This is a genomic window from Luteibacter flocculans (assembly GCF_023612255.1).
In the GTDB taxonomy this organism is placed as follows: Bacteria; Pseudomonadota; Gammaproteobacteria; order Xanthomonadales; family Rhodanobacteraceae; genus Luteibacter; species Luteibacter flocculans.
Genome location: NZ_CP063231.1, coordinates 3,312,016 through 3,333,576 on the forward strand (window position 1 = coordinate 3,312,016; position 21,561 = coordinate 3,333,576).

Below are 21,561 nucleotides of genomic sequence, written 5' to 3' on the forward strand. Positions count from 1 at the left end.
ATGCATCCAAAGCCGTCTCGCGAGACCGTGATCGAAGTGCGCGGCCTGCTCAACCGCTTCGGTGCGCAGACCGTCCACGAGCACCTGGACCTCGACGTCTACCGCGGCGAAATCCTCGGTATCGTCGGCGGATCGGGTACGGGTAAATCCGTACTGCTGCGGACCATCGTCGGGCTGGTGCGGCCGGTAGCTGGCGAAGTGCGGGTGTTCGGCGAAAACCTGCTGGCCCTGTCCGACGAACGCCGCTCGGAGGTGGAACGGCGATTCGGTGTGCTTTTCCAGAGTGGCGCCCTGTTCTCCTCGCTGACTGTGGCCGAGAACGTGGCGCTTCCGCTGGTCGAGCACGCCGGCCTGCCGCGCGTGGATGCGCAACGGCTGGCGGGCGTGAAGCTGGCGCTGGCCGGGCTGCCCGTCGACGCGGGACGCAAGTATCCCGCGCAGCTCTCTGGCGGCATGATCAAGCGCGCTGCGCTGGCCCGTGCACTGGCGCTGGATCCGGAAATCCTCTTCCTCGACGAACCCACCGCCGGCCTCGATCCGATCAGCGCCGCGGCGTTCGACAGCTTGATCGTGACCCTGCGCAACGCGCTCGGACTGACCGTGTTCCTCGTCACCCACGATCTCGACACTTTGTATACGACCTGCGATCGCGTGGCCGTACTCTCTCAGCGTCGCGTGCTCGCCGCAGCGCCCATCGACGAAGTGGCACGCACCGACGATGCCTGGGTCCAGGCATATTTCAACGGCCCGCGCGGCCGCGCAGCACACAAAGGCAAGGACTGAACCATGGAAACCCGGGCCCACCACGTCCTCATCGGACTGTTCACCGTCCTGGTCGTTCTCTTCGGCCTCGGCTTCGGCGTCTGGCTCGCCAAGGCGCATTCGGACCAGGAATGGAATTACTACGACATCGTGTTCAATGAAGCCGTGACCGGCCTGTCGCGCGGGGGCGCCGTGCAGTACAACGGCATCCGCTTGGGCGACGTGATGCAGCTGCGACTCGATCCCGACGACCCGCGCCGCGTACTCGCACGCATCCGCGTCGAGGGCGATACACCGCTGCGCAAGGATACCCACGCCAAGCTCGCCCTCACCGGCGTGACCGGCGTGGCGATCATCCAGTTGTCCGGCGGTTCGCCGGGCAGCCCGACGTTGGTGGGACATGACGGCGAGGTACCGGTGATCATCGCCGACCCGTCGCCCTTCGCGCGCATCCTTGCCAACGGCGAGGATCTCATCACCAACATCAACCAGGCCGCCGCCCGCGCCAGCGAACTCCTGTCAAAGGAAAACGTGCACCGTATCGAGCGCACGCTGGATCACCTGGACAAGACCACGGGCGTGATCGCCGACGAGCGCGAGGACATCCGCGCGCTCATCAAGCAACTGGCTGCCGCCACACAGCAGGCGAACGATACGCTCGCCGAAAGCCGCTCACTGGTGCACAACGCCAACGGTCTGGTCGAAGGCCAGGGCAAGGCCACGCTGGAAAGCGCACAGCGCGCCATGGCCTCGCTCGAACATTCGATGGCATCGATCGACCGGCTCCTCAACGACAACAGCGATGCGATCAATGGCGGCGCCGCCAGCCTCGGCGAGCTGGCTCCGGCACTGCACGAACTGCGCGACACGCTCGGTTCGTTGCGCTCCATCACCCGTCGCCTCGACGAGAACCCCAGCGGCTACCTGTTCGGCCGAGAGAAGACCAAGGAGTTCACCCCATGAGCCGTGCCCGCCTCGCCGCCCCGCTGATTCTCGCGCTGCTGACGGCATGCTCGATCCTGCCCAAGGCGGAGTCGCCCCATATCTACACGCTGCCTGCCGCGCCAGGCGCGCGACCGGCAGCAGCCAGCCCGGTCCCTTGGGCGCTGCGTGTCGCCACCCCGAACGCACCACGCGCGCTCGACAACGCGCGCATCGCTGTGGTCCCCGAGGCCAACACCATCACGGTCTATGCCGGCGCACGATGGGCCGACAGCGCGCCCAAGCTGTTCCGCGAACGGCTGGCCGATGCGTTCCGCGACGGTGGGCGCGTACCCGCCATCAGCACCGACGACAGCAACCTCGCCGCCGACTACGAACTCGGTGGCAGCCTCAGCGCGTTCCAGACCGAATACACGAACGGCAAACCGGAAGTCGTCGTGCGTTACGACGCTGTGCTCGCGGCAACCCGCAAGCACCAGATCGTGAGCAGCCGGCGCTTCGAAGTGCGCGAGCCCGTCGATGGCAAGGAGGTGCCGAAAGTGGTGGAAGCGTTCGGCCGCGCCATGGACAAGGTATCCGGCGACGTCGTCCGCTGGACGATGGACAGCATACCTGCGCGCTAACGGCGCGCTGCCATCATGCGCCTATCAGGCGAAACGTCAGGTTGATGCGCGGCGCGGCAATACGCGCCCGCGCCGGAAGCTCGTGCTTGTACAACCGCTGCGTGGCGCCCGCCATACGCAGCAGGCTGCCATGACCCAGTTCCACCGCGACGGCCTCGCCACCGGATTTCGCACGAAAGCGGAAAGTCCGCTCTGCCCCCAAGCTCAACGATGCGATCAACGGCTCGGGACCGAGTTCCGGCTCGTCATCGCTGTGCCAGCCCATGCGGTCGCCACCGCTGCGATACAGATTGGCGAGCACGCTGTTGAAGCGGGCGCCACACGCCTCGGCGACCCGATCGCGCAGCGCCTGTAACGATGGGGTCCAGGGATGCGGGACGAATCGCGTGCCCGAATAACGATAGGTAGCATCCGCGTCGCCGATCCACGCGCTGAGACGCGGGGAATCGACGACACGGCCGAACATCCGGATGCGATGGACTTCCCAGGGAAGCTCGTCGGTGAGTCGCGCCAGCAGCTCATCCGCTTCTTCGCGCTCCAGCCATCCCGGCGCGACAGTAACATCCGCGCCGGGAAGACCAATGCGCGACCAGATGCCGCTCAGTGTGGCTCCACCGGGTAGGCCGGTTCCGCATCCAGCGAGGAGGCGCAGACGCCGGCAAGTTCGAGCAGGCGCAGATCCGAGCCACGCGCACCGACCAGTTGGAGACCGATCGGCATCCCGTTGGGCAACGTACCCATGGGGATGCTCACGGCGGGACAGCCGGCCAGGCTGGCGAAGCTGCACAGGTCCGCTTGCGACGATGGCACCGGGCCGTCGAGCGGGAACGCGCCCTGCGGCGTGGTCGGCAGTACGAGCACGTCCACCTGCGCGAAGAGGCGGCGCATCTTGAGCGTGGCGGCATCCAGCACGAGATCGGCCGCAACATAGTCGGCGGCGGATTTGCGCGCGGCGAAATCCACCATGTCGCGGAAACCCGATGACACCGGATACGCCTCGTCGGCCAGCTCCGTGGCGAAGGTGTTGAGCATCTCGGCCTCCATCAGCAGGAGACCGGCGCGTCGGGTGCGGGCGAAATCCCAGTCGGAGAAGTCGACGGTACGCCGCTCGCCCAGTTCACCCTTCAATTTGGACAACGCGTCCTCGAACACGTCGATGACGTCGCGCTCCACACCGACCGCCGCAAGGTCCGGCAGGAAGCCGGCGCGCAGGTTGCCTGGTTCCCAGTCCGGCGGCGAGAAGGCCACGCGGCGGCGGCGCGAGCGAGCATCGTCGGCGTCGTAGCCAGCCAGGGTCTGCAAGAGCACCGTAAGGTCGTCGACGCCACGCGCCAGCAGACCCACGGCATCGAGGCGGCGCGCCGCAGGAACGAGACCGCGCGCCGAGATCTCGCCATGGGTGGGCTTGATCGCGTAGACGCCGCAATAGCTGGCCGGCACGCGAATCGAGCCCAGCGTATCGGAGCCGATCGCGGCGACGGCCAAGCCCGCCGCCACGGCAGCAGCGGCGCCACCCGACGATCCTCCGGCGGTGTAACCGAGCCGGTGCGGATTGTGCGTTGCGCCATGAAACGGATTATTGGTGGCGAGGCCAAGCGCGCCCTCATCCATGTTCGTCTTGCCCAGCAGCACGGCACCCGAGGCGCGCAGCCGGGCCACCACGTGAGCGTCTTCCTCCGGCACGACGGTGCGCCGCCGCATACCGGCGCGCGTGGGCACGCCGGCCACGTCAAAGTTGTCCTTGATCGCGATCGGCATACCGTCCAGCCGACCGATGACACCGTCACGACGGCGGCGGTCAGCCGCCAGCGCCTGCTCCTGGATGAGGGAGACGCTGAAATCGACGAACGCGTTGAGCCGGGGATTCAGGCGCTCGATGGCGTCCTGATAGACGTCGGACAGGGCCTGGGGCTGGACCCGTCCAATCGCCAGCCAATGCAGGATCTGCAGCAATGTGGCGCGGCGCATATCGACATCGGCGACCGGCGGCATCGTATTCATGAACTCTCCTTGTGCTTAAGGAGATTATGAACGGGATACGTGAAGATCGTGCAACCCTTAGGGACACTCCCTAGCGTTTCAAACGTCCCATTTGCCCCGCTACCGGCGAACCCGGACAATACCGGGCCGATTCCGCAGCCAGCCTTTGAGTGAGCCAGCCATGAGCGAACGCGAAACCATGGAATACGACCTCGTGGTCGTCGGGGCCGGCCCCGCCGGTCTCGCGTTCGCGATCCGCACGAAACAACTCAATCCCGAGATCTCGGTCTGCGTGATCGAGAAGGCCTCGACGATCGGGGCGCAGATCCTGTCGGGCGCCGTGATCGAGACGGGTCCGCTCGACCGCCTGCTGCCCAACTGGCGCGACAATCCGCCGCCGGTCTGCGTGCCGGTGACCAAGGACGAGTTCTGGATGCTGCGCGACCATGCGTCTGGCACCAAGATGCCGCTGACGCCGCCGCAGATGAACAACCACGGCAACGTCATCGTCAGTCTCGGCGCCCTGTGTGCATGGTTGGCACCGCAGGCCGAGGCGCTCGGCGTCGATGTCTTCCCCGGCTACGCGGCCGCGGAAGCGCTGATCGAGGACGGCAAGGTCGCTGGCGTACGCATCGGCGACATGGGCGTCGCGCGCGACGGCAGCCACAAGCCGGGCTACACCGAAGGCATCGACATCCGCGCGAAGGTCACCGTGCTCGCCGAAGGTTGCCGCGGCCACATCAGCAAGGCGCTCATCAAGCAGTTCGACCTCGACGCGAACAGCGACCCGCAGACCTACGGCATCGGCCTCAAGGAGCTCTGGCAGCTTCCGCCGGGTCGTGGCGAGCCGGGCAAGGTGGTGCATACGGTGGGCTGGCCGTTGCCGAGCGACATCTACGGCGGCAGCTTCCTCTATCACCTCGACAACGACCGCGTCGCCGTGGGTTTCGTGGTGGGCCTCGACTATCCCGATCCGAACTTCTCGCCGTTCGAGGCGTTCCAGCAGTTCAAGCACCACCCCAACGTGAAAGGCCTGCTCGACGGCGGCACCATCGTCTCGGGTGGCGCGCGCGCGATCATCGAAGGCGGTTACCAGTCGTTGCCGAAGGTGGACATGCCCGGTGCGATCCTCATCGGCGACTCCGCGGGCCTGGTCAACGTGCCCAAGATCAAGGGCACCCACCAGGCCATCGCCTCCGCCATGCTCGCGGCGGAACATCTGGCCGGCAACGGCCTCGACCCGACAGGTTGGGATGGCGTGCTGCGCGGCTCCGCGGTCATGGCGGAGCTGAAGAAAGTGCGCAACATCCGCCCTGGATTCAACAAGGGCCTGTGGCGCGGACTCATCAACGCCGCGTGGGAAACCGTCACGGGCGGCCGCTCGCCGTGGACGCTCAAGAACCACGCCGACTGGTCCGCGCTGGACAAGCTCGGCCAATACGAAGCGCCGAAGAAAGACTACGTCGATCGCACGCTCGCCCCGCGCGACCGTCTCGCCAGCGTCTACTTCGCCGCCACCGAGCACGACGAGGACCAGCCGGTCCACCTCAAGGTGCTCGACACGAGCATCTGCGTCGACCGCTGCACCACCGAATACGGCAACCCCTGCCAGCGCTTCTGCCCAGCCGGCGTCTACGAGATCGTGCAGGACGACGCAGGCCGCCGCCTGCAGATCAACGCCGCGAACTGCGTGCACTGCAAGACGTGCGACATCAAGGACCCGTACCAGATCATCACCTGGGTCACGCCCGAGGGCGGGTCCGGGCCGAATTATCAGAACCTCTAAGCATGCGCGTTCGCCTGGGATGGCTTGGTTGGTGGGTTCTGGTTGCGGCATGTATCTGGTTGCCGTGGCACGCGCTGTACGAAGGTAGCGGTCCGTTCGTCCGCCAGCTATCGCGCTCGCTGGCGTGGAAGAGCATGGCGGAATGCCTGCTGCTGTTCGGCACGGTATATGGGAGCCTTCGCCTGCCGCGTGGCGGGGCCTGGCTAGCGGCAGTGTGCGCCGAGGTGTATGCGCGTCGGCATGGGATCGACATCACGCTTGTTCTGCTCGGCGCCTACCTTGCAGGCATTCACGGACTTGGCCGATGCTGCAATCGGCTCCTGGGTCTGCAAGCCGGCAACACGCTTACGCTACATCTGCGTCACACGCTGCTTGGTCTCCTGACGTGGTCGGCCATCATCTGGCTCGCTTCATTTGCCGGATGGGGCGATCTCTCGTCGCTACGCACGCTCGCCATCGTCGTCCTTGGTACCGCCCTCGTCGTTTCGGCATGGCGATGGCATTCGACGTGGGAACTGCCGGAACGACCCGGTACGCACGGCGGAGCAATGCTGTTGGCCGCTTTCGTCACGGTCACGCTGATGCTGGGCGCCAAGGCGGCCGCCTCGGCCGACAGCGATGCGCTCTGGTATGGATTGAACGCCGACCGCATGCTGTTCGGCAAAGGCAACCTGTTCGACGCGCAGGGCCTCATTGCCCACGTGCACTTCTACCCGAAGCTGGCCGAGGCGCTGCAGGCACCTTTTCTCGGCTTGGGTAGCGCCAGCCTTGTCACGGGATTCAGCCTGATCTGCTGGCTGCTGCTAGCTATGACGGTGCGAGAACTGCTTGGGAATCTTGGGGTGGCATCCCGTCACGCGTGGCTGGGCGCACTGCTTTGCTGCGCCGTGCCCGCCGTAGCGGCTTCAGCAGTGACGCCGAAAGGCGAACTGCTTGCCGCTTGGCTGTGTGCTTTCGGCATGCTGGCGGGGCTCAAGCTGAAAGACGACGCGACAAGCCGAGGATGGTTGGGCATTGGCGTTGCCGCGGTGGTGCTCGCGCCACTGGCTCGCCTGACCGTACTGCCATACGCAGCGGCCATTTTCCTCTTCCTGATGGCCTTCGCGTTCACACGGCCGAATCGACGCGCGTTGCGCACCGACATCGCACCGGTCGTTCTTGCCATGCTGACGGCTGGCCTCGTCTGCCTCCGAACCTTCGAACAAACCGGCGTCGCATTCGTGTCGCCCGACGTACTGCTGGATCTGCAAGCCTTGATCGGCTGGCATTTGCACGACGACATTGGTCGCTACGTACCCACCTTCCGCACGCCCTTTCCGGGTGGCTTGATCGACTCTCTGTTCGGACCCGCCGCGTACATCCACCAGGCGCTGTTCTGGATGGGCAATGGATGGCTACCACTGTTGGTGGCGGCGATAGCGATACGCGGCTGGCGCTGGATGCTCAAACCGGTCACCGTCTTCCTGTTGATCGTCGGCTTATCCATGTACGTGCTGCTCTACGCGTACCGGTACGGCAACGATGGCGCAGACGGCAATTACTTCATCGTGCCGATCGTGATGTTGCACATGGCGGTGTGGGTCGGCATCTTCGGAACCTCGCCGGCACCCTTCGTATCGAAGCCCGTGACGCGCGGGGCAATGGCTATTGTGGCCTTCTGCCTCTTCATGGTGCTCACCACCGCCAATTGGATGCCGGGCAACCGGCGACTCGATGCACGGTTCGATCGAACACCCTTTTCGGAGCTGCAGGCCCTCGCGGACGCGCGTTTCCGAATCAGCGGCATGGGACCGCTCGCCGATGCCTTGAGCCATTGGCCCAAGGGAACACGCATGCTCGGCGACATGCCTGTGCTGGACGGGGGTTATTTTCCCGTGCGCTACGAATCTCTGGCGACCATCGGGTGGTCGTGCCCATCCCTGCTTGCCGACGACACGGCCATCCGCGCCCTGCTCCGCAGCCACGGCATTCAATTGGTCGCCCTCGCCCACGACGAGACGGCAGGGGTCGATGACCGCGTACGCCCCGTGCTGGACGACCTCGTGCGCCAAGGGCTGGCGACCAAACTGAACGTCGATGGTGGCCCGGCCGACCTCTGGTTGCTCGATCGGGCGCCCATATCGGGCTCCAGCCGCTAACATTGGAGGCCGAACCCGGAGGTAGCGTACGTGTCGATCCCGTTTTCCTGGCGCTACAAGCGCCTGCTGAGCATGGCGCGGCGCGTGCGTGCGAGCATCGCGCTGCGTGGATGGCGCGGCACGATCGAGCGTATTTCCCAGGACCTAGCTCGCCGTCCCGACGTTGACGAATCGCTTAGCCTGCTTCCGCTGGAAGCTGCTTTTTCGCCCCTGTCGCTGCCCACATCCACGTCGCCTCGAATCAGCGTGATCATCCCGGTTTACGGGAAAATCGAGTACACGCTGGCTTGCCTTCGCTCCATCGCGACGTTCGAACCCGCGGATCCGTTCGAAGTCATCGTCGTGGACGATGCGTCACCGGACAACACCGCAACGATCCTGGCCGCGGTTTCGGGCCTCCGCGTTATCAACAACGAAAAGAACCTCGGCTTCGTGGGTAGTTGCAACGCGGGCGCCGCGGCGGCTCGTGGCGAATACCTCATCTTCCTCAATAACGACACACAGGTGACGCCCGGCTGGAGCGAAGCGCTGCTGCGGTGTTTCGAGCGCCATCCGGACGCTGGCATCGCCGGAAGTCAGCTCGTCTATCCCGACGGCCGCCTCCAGGAAGCGGGCGCCTGGGTGTTCGCCGATGCGTCGGCATGGAACATCGGACGCTTCACCTCGCGGAAGAATCCTGCGCTGCGCTACGCCCGCACGGTCGACTACGTCTCCGGCGCGTCGCTGGCCATCCCGCGTCATCTCTTCGAATCGCTGGGGGGGTTCGACACACGATTCGCACCCGGCTACTACGAAGACACCGACCTCGCCTTCGCCGCTCGCGCCGCTGGCCGGTCCGCCTGGTACGTGCCCGACAGCATAGTGGTGCACTCGGAAGGCATCAGCTCCGCCGGCCTTGCAGACACGGGGATGAAACGCTACCAGGCCATCAACCAGACCAAGTTTGCGGAAAAATGGCGCGATGCTTTGCGAAAGCAGCCGGCGCCCGGCACGCCGCTGACCGCTGTCGATCGCGCACGCCGTCGCGGAACGGTGCTGGTGGTGGACACCGTCATGCCCGATGCGTCGCGGGATTCGGGCTCGCTGCGTCTCGTTGGGATATTGAAACTGCTTTTGGCAGACGGCTGGCACGTGGTCTTCGCGCCCGATGACGGGCACGCCGAGGACGCCGCCATTCGCGAGCTTGGCGCAATCGGCGTCGAGGTGCTCGTGAGGCCATGGGTTAGCAGCGTGCCGTCGTGGCTCGCCGCGAATCACCGTGATCTGCACGCCGCCATTCTGTGTCGCCACACCGTAGCGGCGCAGTACGAAAGCCTGGTGCGTCGACACTCGCCAAGCGCCAAGCTGATCTTCGATACGGTGGACCTGCATTTCCTCAGGGAAGAACGCGCCGCCGAACGCAGCGGCAACAGCGCGCTCGCGAGACAGGCGGAAGCCAGCCGTCGGCAGGAGCTGGCGCTGATCCAGAAAGCCGACACGACCTTCGTCGTCAGCGAGTACGAGCGCGACATGCTCTCCCGGCTGATGCCGGACGCAAGAGTGGCGCTGCTCTCCAACATCCACGACGTCTACGGACGCGAGACAGGTTTCGCAGGACGGCGCGATCTTCTCTTCATCGGTGGCTATGGACACCCGCCGAATGCCGATGCGATGCATTGGATGGCGCAGGACATCCTGCCCGCACTCCGACAAGTCGCGCCCGACGCACGGATTTGGGTTGCCGGAGACGTACCCGACGCTGAGCGTCGCAGTCTCTCGGATGCCGGCCTGGACATGCTGGGTCGCGTTCCCGACCTGGCGCCGCTGATGAACTCGGTCCTCGCGTCCATCGCACCGCTGCGCTTCGGTGCTGGGGTCAAGGGCAAGGTCAACATGGCGATGAGTCATGGGTTGCCTGTCATTGGTACGCCCGTCGCGGTAGAGGGCATGCATCTGATCGATGGGCGCGATGTGCTGACCGCGGTCACTGCCGCCGACTTCGCTAACGCCTATGTTCGGCTCGCCGGGGATCCGGTGGGCTGGCAAAGGCTCTCGGATAGCTCAGTGGCCCACGTCGCCCGACATTTTTCCGCCCAGGCAGCGCATTCAGCCCTCTGCGAGGCGCTCGGCGACGAGGGACCTTCAGACTGACATAGCGGCTAGGTAGAGGCCCATCACGCCGCGTTCCTTTCCAGCCTCAGTGGATCGCCTTTGAGTCGCCCGGCGCCAGGAGTCTTCACACTCTCATGGCGCTTTTCCGTAAATCGTTACGCGATAACGGCATGACGACGAACGCTAGGGCAGCCTGACCTCGTCTCAGGCTGAGTCTCACCGAATCCTGCGCCGCGTCAAACTCCCGCAAGAAGATTCGTTAGAATGGCGAGTCAACTCCAAGGCGTCGCGAGTTCGCGCGAGCGCCCGCCCTAACGAAGCAGGAACCGCGAATGAAGATTCTGGTCGGCTACAAGCGCGTCGTGGACTACAACGTCCGCATTCAGGTCAAGCCCGACGGCACCGGCGTGGTCACGGACGGCGTCAAGCTCTCCGCCAACCCGTTCGACGATATTGCCCTCGAAGAGGCCTTGCGCCTGCGCGAGAAAGGCGTGGCTGACGAAGTGGTCGTCGTGGGCATCGGCCCGGCAGACCTGACCGCACACCTCCGCAACGGCCTGGCCATGGGCGCCAACCGTGCCATCCACGTGCAAACGGCGGACGCCGTGTCGCCGCTGACGGCTGCCCGAACGCTCCTCAAGCTGGTCGAAAAGGAGCAGCCGGGCCTCGTGATCCTCGGCAAGCAGGCCATCGATGACGACGCCAACCAGACCGGCCAGATGCTGGCCGCCCTCTGGGACCGCCCCCAGGCCACGTTCGCAGGCAAGGTAGAGATTGCGGATGGCAAGGCCAAGGTGACCCGCGAAGTCGACGCCGGCCTGGAAGTCATCGAAGCCGATCTGCCGGCCGTCATCACCACCGATCTCCGCCTCAACGAACCGCGCTTCATCAAGCTGCCGGACATCATGAAGGCCAAGTCCAAGCCGATCGACGTCATCGAGCTGGGCTCGCTGGGCGTCGAGACCGCTGACCACATCAAGACCACCCACTACGCCGCTCCGCCCAAGCGCAGCAAGGGCGTGATGGTGAAGGACGCCGCCGAGCTCGTCGCGGCCCTCAAGCAGAAGGGCCTGCTGTAAAAGCAGCCGACTGGAGAATCGACATGACCAAGATCCTCGTTATCGCCGAACACCTGGGCGGCAAGCTCAACGGCTCCACCGCACGAGCCGTCAGCGCGGCGGCCGCCGTGAAGCCGGATGCCATCGACGTCATCGTGCTGTCCGACGCCCCCGAGGCGGTGGCCGCCGAGGCCGCCAAGATCGACGGCGTCAGCAAGGTGCTGACCGTGGCACGCACCGAGAACGCACATAGTCTCGCGGCCATCTACGCACCGCAGATCGTCAAGGCCGCCGCGGGTTACACCCACGTCTTCGCACCGTCGACGACCTTCGGCAAGGACCTCGCCCCGCGCGTGGCCGCCCTGCTGGGCGTCTCGCAGGTCAGCGACGTCATGACCGTGGAAGGCCCTCATACCTTCAAGCGCCCGATCTACGCCGGCAACGCCATCGTTACGGTGGAAGTGGATGCTTCCTCGATCGTGGTCGCGACGATCCGCACCGCCTCCTGGCCGGCCGCCGCATCCAACGGCTCGGCCCCTATCGAAGCCATCAGCGTCGACGCCGCCCTGCCCTCGCACACCCGCTTCGTCGAACTGCAGCAGGGCAAGAGCGATCGCCCCGACCTCCAGGGTGCGCCCAAGGTCGTCTCCGGTGGCCGCGGCGTGGGCTCCAAGGAGAACTTCGAGATCATCTACAAGTTCGCCGACAAGATCGGTGCTGCCGTAGGTGCATCGCGTGCTGCGGTTGACGCGGGATACGTCCCGAACGAAATGCAGGTCGGCCAGACCGGCAAGATCATCGCGCCGGAGCTTTATATCGCCGTGGGTATCTCCGGTGCGATCCAGCACCTGACCGGCATCAAGGACGCCGGCACGATCGTCGCGATCAACAAGGACGGTGAGGCGCCCATTTTCGAGATCGCGGATATCGGCCTCGTAGGCGATCTGTTCAAGATTCTTCCGGACTTGGAAGCTTCTCTCGGTTAATCCATGCGGAGGCCGGACGGCCTCCGCGTCTGCCACGCTACGGACTCCCATGACCAACACCGTCCCCGTCAACGCCCTCGACCGCCACATTGCCCCGATCGCCAGCCAGCTCGATAAGGCCGCGGCGCAGGTGATCTCCAGCGGCTATTTCGTGCTCGGCCCGAACGTCAAGGCGTTTGAGAAGGAGTTTGCCGCATGGTGTGGTGCTGCCGAATGCGTCAGCGTCGCCAACGGCACCGAAGCGCTCGAACTCGGGCTTCGCAGCCTCGGCGTCACAAGCGGTAAGGCCGTGGCCGTGGTCGGTAATGCCGCCATGTATGGCACCACCGCGGTCCTCGCCTGCGGTGCAGAGCCCGTCTTCGTGGACGTCGATCCGATCACTTGCACCATGGATCCCAAGGCGCTCGAAGCCGTCCTTGCGAAGCGACGCATCGATGTCGTGATCGTCACGCACCTTTACGGCAAGCTAGCGGATATGGCTGCGCTCACCCTTCTCGCCGAAAAGCACGGCTTCGCCCTGTTCGAGGATTGCGCGCAGGCGCATGGAGCGAAGGATGCGCAAGGCCGCAAGGCCGGAACGTTCGGCGCAGCAGCCAGCTTCAGCTTTTACCCGACGAAGAACCTCGGAGCGCTCGGTGACGGCGGCGCGGTGGTGACGAACGATGCGCAAGTCGCTGACACCCTGCGCAAACTGCGCCAGTACGGCTGGACGGCCAAGTATCGCAACGAACTGGCCGGCGGCCGCAATAGCCGGCTGGATGAGATCCAGGCGGCCTTCCTCCGCGTCATGTTGCCGCTGCTGGATGGTTGGAACGAGAGGCGTCGGTCGATCGCAAATCGCTACTCGACCGAAATACGCAATGCCCGCATCGCAACGCCGCCGCCCAGCGGCGACGATTTCGTCGCCCATCTTTACGTGGTCCATACGGAAGATCGCTCCGGACTGCAAAGCCACCTTGCCAGCCACGGCGTAAACAGCGAAATCCACTACCCCGTACCCGACTATCGCCAGCCGCTGTTCTCCGACACGTTCGCCAGCACACAATTACCGGTCACGGATCGCTCGTGCACCTCGGTGTTGACGCTCCCCTGCTTCCCCGAACTGACTGATGCTGAGGTGACACAGGTGATCGAGGCCTGCAACGCGTGGTAAAGCCACGCTATTCCATCGTCATCCCCGTCTACAAGAACGAGGGATCGATACCGGCGCTACTCCAGGCACTGGACGAGCTGGCGGCCACGCTCGATGCCCCCATGGAAACCGTGTTCGTCGTGGACGGCAGCCCGGACGCCAGCTTTGCGCGTTTGGAAGAAGGGCTCAGTACGGTGCGTTTTCAGGCCCGGCTGATCCTTCTGTCGCGCAATTTCGGCGCTTTCGCGGCGATCCGTTGCGGACTGGGAGAGGCGTCGGGGGACTACATCGGCGTCATGGCAGCAGATCTGCAGGAACCGCCTTCGCTGATGCGCGATTTCTTCGCCGCACTCACGGAAAAACCCCTTGACGTTGTGTTTGGTAAGCGTCTGGGGCGAGAAGATCCGGGGATGAGCAAACTGTTTGCCAACGTCTTCTGGGGTCTTTATCGCCGACTCGTGCAACCCGACGTGCCGCCGGGTGGCGTGGATGTATTTGCGCTGACCTCCGCATTCAGGGACCGATTGGTCGCCATGAGCGAGGCCAACGGCAGCCTCTTGGGCCTGTTGTTCTGGATGGGCGGCAGACGCGAATTCGTCGGTTACACGCGCCAGGAGCGCGAGCATGGCAAAAGCGCCTGGACGCTGAAGAAGAAAGTCACGTACTTGATGGACAGCGTTTTCGCTTTTTCCGATCTGCCGGTACGTGTGCTCATGGCCGTAGGGCTCATCGGATTGGGCGTAGCGTTGCTTCTTGGCACGCTGGTCGTAGGGGCGCGACTGCTCGGGGCATTCGAGGTTCCCGGGTTCGCTGGCTCGATGTTGGCGATCCTGTTCTTCGGCGCGTTGAATACGTTCGGTATCGGCATCGTGGGCAACTATGCCTGGCGAGCTTATGAAAATACCAAGCAGCGCCCCCTCAGCATTGTGTCGCTACAGCTCGACTTTCCACCCAAGGCGTCTTAACACGCCTCTCGTCAGCCGTGTTTGCAACACCACTGACGACAATCCACTCAAGGGGTTTCAAGGGATGATCAGTCCACAGGCGAATATCAACTCAAACGCCACGATTGGCCAAGGAAGCCGTGTCGCCGAAGGCGCAACCCTTGGCCCAGGTGTTGCGCTGGGAAACGACGTGAACGTCGCGGAAGGCGCAATCCTCGTTCATGCCGTCATCGGCGACAACGTCGAGATCGGCCCAGGTGCGATGCTCTGCGGGAATGCCGGCGCCACTCTGCGCGTGGAACCCGGCGTCGTGATCATGGCCGGCGCCGTCGTGTCGGCACCCGTGGTCATCGCGACGGGTGCTCGCATCCAGCCTGGCGCTGTCGTGGTCCGCGACGTACCGCCGCACGCTATCGTCACCGGTAATCCCGCGCAAATCATTGGTTATACCGTCTCCTCAGACGGCGACGCGCCGGTAAGCGTCGACGCATCAGGATCGAACCGTGATGCCTCGGTAACACCCACCCTCGTGAGGGGCGTCACCCTGCATCGGTTTCCCAAGATCCTCGATCTACGCGGCAACCTGACCGTAGGGGAATTCGGGCGCACGGTGCCTTTCGAGCCGAAGCGTTACTTCATGGTGTTTGGCGTGCCCAACGCCGAGATCCGAGGAGAGCACGCCCATCGCGAATGCAAGCAGTTTCTGCTGTGCACGCAAGGACGCTGCAGCGTCGTCGCGGACGACGGTCACCACCGCGAAGAATTTCTTCTTGATGATCCATCGGTGGGCATCTATCTACCTCCGCTGACCTGGGGGGTGCAGTACAAGTACTCGCCTGACGCCGTGCTTCTTGTCTTCGCCTCGCACTATTACGACAGTGCCGAGTACATCAGGTCATACCAGGAATTCCGGACATTGACCGCCGGAATAAAGAACGAGGGCAACGCATGAAGAACGTCTTTGGAATCCATCCCACCGCGATCATTGGCGATAACGTGTCGATCGGCGCCAATGTGACGATCGGAGCTAACACGATCGTCTACGACAACGTTGTGCTAGGCGACAACACGATCGTCGGAGCCCAGTGCATCCTCGGCGAGCCCAATGTAGGCATCTATGGAAGCCCCGCCGAGTACACGAACCCTGAGCTGTCGATCGGCGCCCATTCGATCATTCGTTCCGGCACGATCATCTATGCCGGCTCGAAGCTCGGCGACCACTTCGAATGTGGTCACCGTGTCACGATCCGAGAACGGGCAGATATCGGGCACCATGTCCGAATCGGCACACTGTCGGACATCCAGGGCCACTGCACGATTGGCAACTACGTGCGATTCCACAGCAACGTGCATATCGGTCACAAGAGCGTGGTGAAAGACTACGTGTGGATCTTTCCATACGTAGTGCTCACAAACGACCCCCATCCGCCATCGGAGACGCTGCTGGGTGTCACCGTGGAAGAATTCGCGGTCATTGCGACGATGTCGGTTATCCTCCCTGGCGTTACCGTGGGCCGTGACTCGCTCGTCGGTGCATCGTCCATGGTTCGCAAGGATGTCGAGCCAGAGACGGTCGTTGCGGGTAACCCCGCAAAGCCCGTGGCGTCGGTGCACGACGTAAAGTCCAAGGCCGATGGTTCCAAGGTCTACCCTTGGCGCGAATCGTTCGATCGAGGCATGCCCTGGCAGGACATGGGCTATGCCGCTTGGCGCGCCAGTCTTACCGACCAGTAGCAAGCGGCAGTGGCAATCACGCTAACAAGGCTGCGCGGTCTGATCTCACGCTCCAGCTTTCTTCGGTTTCTCATTTCCGGTGGCGTCAATACTGGCGCCACCTACGGGATGTACCTGCTGTTGCTGCAGTTCATGGGGTACAAGCCCGCGTACACTGTTGCTTATATCTTCGGCATCGTACTGGGCTTCTTACTGAACCGACTGTTTGTGTTTCAGGCTCACCGCGGTTGGCGTTCACTCGTGCTGTACCCGTTCGTCTACCTTGCCCAGTACCTCGTGAGCCTGGCCGTCGTCTGGGCGTGGGTGGAGCGGCTCCACATGCCTGCGAGCATCGCCCCGCTTTTTGCCATCTTCATCACGATTCCGCTCACCTACGTGATGTCGCGTATCGTCTTCGGCAAGCGAGCTGGGTCAGCCTGATCCGACTGCCGATGTGTCGGGCGCGCGGAATATCAGATAGTTGGGATTTGGCGACGGAACACTCAAGAAGTGCTCCTGTACGTACTTGAACATCACGGGATGTGTCCGGCTGTAACGGAGTTCATCGCGGTTATCGAGCGGAAACTCGAGAATCAATACAAACCCTGGGTCAGCCGCCTTGAGTCTGGCAATTTCCTGACGCTGGAATGCTTCGGTTCTCGGTGGCGTCGCGTAGATCTCCCAGAGCGGTGAACGCTGATTCATCAGAGCGTACGCGCCAGGCCAATATGGCGTGGTGATGAATGCCCGTCCGCGCGGGGCGTAGTTACTTACCAGCTGGTGGATCAACCCGATATCGGAGGCGGTGGCGGGATCCAACATGAGGTGATCGTCGCCGATGGTCACGTCCTTGCAGAGCCCCGAGGTAATGCACGGCACAATAGGATGCGAAGGCCAGACGACCCACGCCGAAGCGAAGGACATGCAAGCGAGGCCAACGCCTCGCCTGACAAGTGGCGCACCCGAAAGAAACAGGATGCATCCGATCAGGCAAGGAAAAATAGCTTGGGCAAGATGCCCCACATCGGCGCGGGAAAATGCGTAATGCGCATAAGGCACCGCTAAACACACCGTCGCCACCAGAGCGCCATCGAACGATTCACCGCGCGCCCGGCGGCGCCACAGAACAAAAGCTGCCGCCACGGGGTAGAGCAGCAAGGCCACAAAGCAAATGCCAACGAGCAGATAGCGCACCTGAGCATCCAAAGGCAAGGCGCTACTGACCAGCCAAGGCCAGGGAATCGGCAGTGGCAGATTGGTCGTCTTCACCTCGAAAAGGAAAGCGATGCTTTCCCAGAAGGCGGTCGCAAAGCCACGAACGAACAGGCATGCGATCCATATAGGCGCAAAGCCAAGGCAAAGCCCCGCAATCCAGGCGGCGAAATGTGTCGTTGAGGGAAGACGCCGTGTCGCCACGGCCATCCAGGCAAAAGCAAGCAAACAACCGGCGAAACCATAGGCCCCGTGATTGCGCCCGAAGCAGGCGACCAAGCCCAGTGCGATGCCAAGCCCGAGATGCCTTCTCAAGTCTGGACACTCCCACCACCATGCCACCAAGCCAACCAACATGATGGATAGGGAAATATCGAACAGCTTGTGGCGGGGGAACATCCACATCCACAGCGTGATCGCTGCGATGACGACAAACAGCAGTTGCCGCCTTGTGGTGTTTCGAACCACCATCCATAGCGCTACCGCCAATCCCACCCATTGAAACAGCGCCACAGCAACGCGAATACCAAGAATCCCCTGCACGTTCAGGAGCTTGGTTAGCCCAGCGACCCAGTAATAACGCCCCGGATCGTAGGCCATAAAATCCCGAATCGGGACCTCGCCAGCCGTCACTCGCTGGGCGCCGTACCAGAGGAAGCCCTCATCCCAGATGTTGAGGCCGTAGCGGATTTCAAATAGTTGCCCTGCCGCCACGCACAGCAGCGAAAGCAGTAGCGCTGTAACAACAGGTGCCGAAGAGCCGCGCCGGAGGTCTGTTAGATGCATCATCTCAAATAACCTGCCTGTCGGAATCTTCAACGTCACCAGAACGGTAGCTAATTCGTGCCCCGGGGCGACGGGAGGAAGCAGCGCGGACCGTCAACCGCCCTTGACTCGCTCGGCGGCATCCACGAACACAGCGGCGCGCTCAATCGATGCAGCCTTCTCGTAGGCCTTAAATGCCTCGGAACTATGGCCCAGCGCCTCGCTCGCACGCCCCGTCCAATACCATACCCATTGGTTACCCGAACTCTCGCCCATCCGTTGACCGTAGGACTCCGCAGCAGCGTATTCGCCAAACTGATTAAGGCATTCAAGCGCCTGAGGCAGCTTCTGATCTTTCGAGTCCAATCCATCGCGGCAATAAAACAATAGAGCAATGTCGTAGTCTGGCATGGAAAGGAACTCAGAGGCCGGCCTCAACTCCGCCAGCTCGCCTCCTGCCCCGAAAATTGCGACACGATCGTAGGCCCGGAAGTCAACCGAAGCGCGGGGAATGTGCAGTGCTGAATCATGAGAGATTCGTACCAGGGCCTCTCTAGCCGGAGGATACGCAACATTCCACGAAAAGCGAACAGGTGTCGTGGTTGCAATGAAGCGATCGTTATTGAACGGACTGAACGGACCAAGCGTTCCGGTAACGAGAATGCGCTCTCGCGGAGTGATCCGACTCTGCAACGCTTCAAGACCTCGCAGAGTTGCGCTATTGAGCAAGTGATTACTAATAGTCCATTGAGCTTCCCTACCCTTTCGGTCGGCGCCCATCACGCCCGCAGCGAAACCAATCACAACCAAGACCGACGCAATCCACCTAACCCATTTCTGGCCACGGACCGAAAAAAGCGAAGCCAGGAGCACGCCCAAGACGGCAGTGCCGTACCAAGAATACATTTCGAGTAGGCGCGACGGAATAGCACACATTGGCAAAACAGCCAGAATCGGTGCCAAGAGAGTGACGCAAAACATCATCCTTCCATGGCGCCACGCACGCCACATTCCAAACGCGGCAATAGGAATCAATGGCCAGATAAAGATCTTTCGAACGTAAAACGATGCTGCCTCCAAGACAATAACCGGGCTTGTCCCGACTTTATAGGGACTAGCCCCGTCACTTACGTCAATGAAAGGCGATTTCAGCAGCACATCCTTTGCCACGGATAGAACAATGACCCCGGCGCAGGCCCCGCATACACCCATGATCTTGCGAGCGGAATATCTCTCGCACAGAACAATGGGAGCCAGAGGAATCAAAGCTGCGAACGTCGGCTTCGTCTCGAATGAGAGGTAGCCAAGCAAGGCACTACCAGCGACCAAAGCCCAGTATTTGAGGGGATCGCCATCGGTCGCCCGATCGCGGGCGTGACATAGCAGGAGAACCTCAAATGCGAAGAACACGCCTGAAAGCAATCCGCCATAGTCGAGCGGGTTGAGCTCGTAGAACGTAGGTGTTCCAAAAATCATGAGGCAGAGTAGAAAAAAAACTACGTGCGATGTCGCCAACCGGGTGAATCGCCCGGCGGCCATTGAAAGCGAAGCGACGAACAGGACCGCGGGCAAATTAAGCACAAAAAAGAATAGTCGAGGGCTCTCTATTACAGAGAGCACATGAAGTGCAACAACCATTAAGGGGCGCGGACTAACCACTGCTGTACGCAACGGCATGTCATGAGCAGTGGCGTAGTAACGCCACAGATCAGAATGACTGGGCACATCGAGTGCCAGAAATCCGGGGACGAGCACCCATTGCGCGAATACAAGCGCCACCAGCGCCGCGACGCAACGCAACGCAAAATTCACCCATTGACCAGTTTCCGGGCCCATCGAGGAAGCGGCTTCCCTGCTCACATGCCACTCCTCGCCACTGCGGGAGACTTTCGCGAAAACACTGTCTTTAATCGCAAACAAGGCTTCTCGACCAAATACCAGGATATATACCCAACGATCACCGCCGTCGCGGCCGATAGCACGAAGTTCGTCGCCGATACAGACTGAGGCATTGCCTCAACGTAGATCTGCTGTATGGGCCAGCCCCAAAGATAAATCGCGTATGACGGATCGCCATAGGCGTCCAGGCGAGGGATCTTTGGGATATAGGCAAACCAGAAGCAGAAGTATGTCAAAGCGAGCGCAAAAACGATTGGATAGACATCCAATCCGCGGCACAAATATGCGGCAAAGGCGATCGCAAGAAGCCCCGCGCTGCTTATCCTTATCTCGTCCTTGAACACAAAGACAAGAATACCGATGGAGAAGTAGCCGGCGAGACGCACCCAGTCGGGATGCAACGGGAGGTTCCACGGAGTGATCATTCCGATGACAACCAACCCGAACACGGCCGACGTTACCAACCTTCGATGGGACAGGATGCCTGTGGCGCCGAGTACGGCAACGAAGACGTACATTCTGAACTCAGCGGGCAATGTCCAAAGGCTGCCATTTACAACCGGGTGCGGGTTTGCCGCGAAGACTCCAGGCAAAAGGAAACGCATGTCTGAAGAGAACTTAAGATTATCCGTGACGTAGTGCCATACGTCGGGCTGGCGAAAATACTCTCCCAAAGGCATGGCCGTAAACATCGGACCAAGAACCAGCGCTGCAATAATGAGCCAAGCCAAGTAGCCCGGAACAATGCGGAGGATTCGCGCTTTCATGAACTCCCAGAGGTCCGGCTGCCGGATATAGCTTCCAGCGACCATGAACCCGCTGATGACGAAGAACATATCCACAGCGATGTCGCCGCTATAAATACCCCACCCCGACGCGATGAAAATCTCCGTCAATCCGCCCCGGGGAGCGAGATGAAAACTGTGCCCATAGATAACCAGCAATGCCGCGATGACGCGCAACAAGAGGAAGTTGTCTTCGCGTTTGGCCAAGCCTTCCGCGACCAGAATTGAACGCGCCATATCCCTGAACCTCAATCGTTACTGACGCTGATCGTGACTTCGTTGGAGGAAATCTTCCCGCCATCCGGTAGCGCAACTTGGACCACAACTTTTGCATTGGATGGCGAAGCGATCAGACTTGGCGGGACTATGGCCGTCACGACGCTCCCATCAACCGTCGTTTTGAGCTCGCGCCCGCTGAAGTTGACCACTGCGCTGCCACCGAGTAATGGCTGGTCCAACTTCAGCCAGATGGCTGATGACCCATCAGGTTGCGCATTGAACGGACGACCACGCAATACCGCGCGAGGGCCGTAATCGGTTATCAGCAGGGAGGTGGGCACTGGGCGAGCAACATCGACCTTAGAAGGTTCAGGCGCATTTTTAGCTGCGTATGCCTCCTTGCCGCCTTCCCTGCTACACCCGCAGAGAACAAGTGTGATCACTGCCAAGACCAACCCAAAACGGAGCTTGGTCATCTTGCTCCTCGTGTACTCTACGCCGCCCAGGCGCGCCGGGGTATGCATCA

Annotated in this window: 19 protein-coding genes; 13 read left to right on the forward strand and 6 right to left on the reverse strand. The window is 62.3% G+C overall.

All coding sequences use genetic code 11. The features are described 5' to 3' along the window. The 3 genes from IM816_RS14405 to IM816_RS14415 are packed head-to-tail and all read left to right on the forward strand — an operon-like array spanning nt 1 to nt 2,327. Nucleotides 1-783: an ABC transporter ATP-binding protein gene (locus IM816_RS14405; RefSeq protein WP_250340776.1), complete on the forward strand. Its 783-nt coding sequence runs from the start codon at nt 1-3 to the stop codon at nt 781-783. Between the two features lie 3 nt (nt 784-786). Further along, nucleotides 787-1,725 carry an MlaD family protein gene (locus tag IM816_RS14410; RefSeq protein WP_072321890.1) on the forward strand — a complete coding sequence of 313 codons (939 nt, stop codon included), beginning with the start codon at nt 787-789 and terminating at the stop codon, nt 1,723-1,725. Continuing rightward, nucleotides 1,722-2,327, forward strand: a complete 606-nt coding sequence (locus IM816_RS14415) for an ABC-type transport auxiliary lipoprotein family protein (protein ID WP_250338604.1) — start codon at nt 1,722-1,724, stop codon at nt 2,325-2,327. The genes IM816_RS14410 and IM816_RS14415 overlap by 4 nt, the downstream gene beginning before the upstream one ends. Nucleotides 2,328-2,340: 13 nt before the next feature. On the opposite strand, the gene IM816_RS14420 is transcribed toward IM816_RS14415, so the two are convergent. After that, nucleotides 2,341-2,922: an alpha-ketoglutarate-dependent dioxygenase AlkB family protein gene (locus IM816_RS14420; RefSeq protein ID WP_250340777.1), complete on the reverse strand. Its 582-nt coding sequence runs from the start codon at nt 2,920-2,922 to the stop codon at nt 2,341-2,343. A 5-nt stretch (nt 2,923-2,927) separates the two neighbouring features. Beyond that, a complete protein-coding gene (locus IM816_RS14425) occupies nt 2,928-4,328 on the reverse strand; it encodes an amidase (protein ID WP_250338605.1) in 1,401 nt (466 codons plus the stop codon). A 160-nt stretch (nt 4,329-4,488) separates the two neighbouring features. Here IM816_RS14425 and IM816_RS14430 point away from each other — a divergent pair, with 160 nt between their 5' ends. From IM816_RS14430 to IM816_RS14485, 10 genes are all read left to right on the forward strand, one after another. After that, on the forward strand, nt 4,489-6,093 hold the full coding sequence (locus IM816_RS14430; protein WP_250338606.1) for an electron transfer flavoprotein-ubiquinone oxidoreductase: 1,605 nt from the start codon (nt 4,489-4,491) through the stop codon (nt 6,091-6,093). Beyond that, nucleotides 6,012-8,231 (forward strand): hypothetical protein, encoded by a 2,220-nt coding sequence (locus tag IM816_RS14435; RefSeq protein ID WP_250338607.1) that lies wholly within the window; start codon nt 6,012-6,014, stop codon nt 8,229-8,231. Before IM816_RS14430 ends, IM816_RS14435 begins: the two co-directional genes overlap by 82 nt. 30 nt (nt 8,232-8,261) lie before the next feature. Then, nucleotides 8,262-10,361, forward strand: a complete 2,100-nt coding sequence (locus IM816_RS14440; protein WP_250338608.1) for a glycosyltransferase — start codon at nt 8,262-8,264, stop codon at nt 10,359-10,361. A gap of 293 nt (nt 10,362-10,654) precedes the next feature. Continuing rightward, complete coding sequence (locus IM816_RS14445) at nt 10,655-11,401, forward strand: electron transfer flavoprotein subunit beta/FixA family protein (protein WP_250338609.1); 747 nt, start codon at nt 10,655-10,657, stop codon at nt 11,399-11,401. 23 nt (nt 11,402-11,424) lie between these two features. Further along, nucleotides 11,425-12,366 carry an electron transfer flavoprotein subunit alpha/FixB family protein gene (locus IM816_RS14450; protein WP_250338610.1) on the forward strand — a complete coding sequence of 314 codons (942 nt, stop codon included), beginning with the start codon at nt 11,425-11,427 and terminating at the stop codon, nt 12,364-12,366. 130 nt (nt 12,367-12,496) lie between these two features. After that, nucleotides 12,497-13,519 (forward strand): DegT/DnrJ/EryC1/StrS family aminotransferase, encoded by a 1,023-nt coding sequence (locus IM816_RS14455; RefSeq protein ID WP_250338611.1) that lies wholly within the window; start codon nt 12,497-12,499, stop codon nt 13,517-13,519. After that, nucleotides 13,513-14,463, forward strand: a complete 951-nt coding sequence (locus tag IM816_RS14460; RefSeq protein ID WP_250338612.1) for a glycosyltransferase family 2 protein — start codon at nt 13,513-13,515, stop codon at nt 14,461-14,463. Before IM816_RS14455 ends, IM816_RS14460 begins: the two co-directional genes overlap by 7 nt. A 64-nt stretch (nt 14,464-14,527) precedes the next feature. Further along, a complete protein-coding gene (locus IM816_RS18770) occupies nt 14,528-15,394 on the forward strand; it encodes a WxcM-like domain-containing protein (protein ID WP_072321899.1) in 867 nt (288 codons plus the stop codon). Next, complete coding sequence (locus tag IM816_RS14480) at nt 15,391-16,176, forward strand: acyltransferase (RefSeq protein WP_250338613.1); 786 nt, start codon at nt 15,391-15,393, stop codon at nt 16,174-16,176. The genes IM816_RS18770 and IM816_RS14480 overlap by 4 nt, the downstream gene beginning before the upstream one ends. A 9-nt stretch (nt 16,177-16,185) precedes the next feature. Continuing rightward, on the forward strand, nt 16,186-16,596 hold the full coding sequence (locus IM816_RS14485) for a GtrA family protein (RefSeq protein WP_250338614.1): 411 nt from the start codon (nt 16,186-16,188) through the stop codon (nt 16,594-16,596). Here the strand turns inward: IM816_RS14485 and IM816_RS14490 are convergent. From IM816_RS14490 to IM816_RS14505, 4 genes are all read right to left on the reverse strand, one after another. Then, nucleotides 16,588-18,156: a hypothetical protein gene (locus tag IM816_RS14490; protein WP_250338615.1), complete on the reverse strand. Its 1,569-nt coding sequence runs from the start codon at nt 18,154-18,156 to the stop codon at nt 16,588-16,590. The genes IM816_RS14485 and IM816_RS14490 overlap by 9 nt on opposite strands. 90 nt (nt 18,157-18,246) lie before the next feature. Then, on the reverse strand, nt 18,247-19,992 hold the full coding sequence (locus IM816_RS14495; protein WP_250338616.1) for a hypothetical protein: 1,746 nt from the start codon (nt 19,990-19,992) through the stop codon (nt 18,247-18,249). Continuing rightward, nucleotides 19,989-21,053 carry an acyltransferase family protein gene (locus IM816_RS14500; protein WP_250338617.1) on the reverse strand — a complete coding sequence of 355 codons (1,065 nt, stop codon included), beginning with the start codon at nt 21,051-21,053 and terminating at the stop codon, nt 19,989-19,991. The genes IM816_RS14495 and IM816_RS14500 overlap by 4 nt, the downstream gene beginning before the upstream one ends. Before the next feature lie 11 nt (nt 21,054-21,064). Further along, nucleotides 21,065-21,511 carry a hypothetical protein gene (locus IM816_RS14505; protein ID WP_250338618.1) on the reverse strand — a complete coding sequence of 149 codons (447 nt, stop codon included), beginning with the start codon at nt 21,509-21,511 and terminating at the stop codon, nt 21,065-21,067. Between the last annotated feature and the right edge of the window lie 50 nt (nt 21,512-21,561).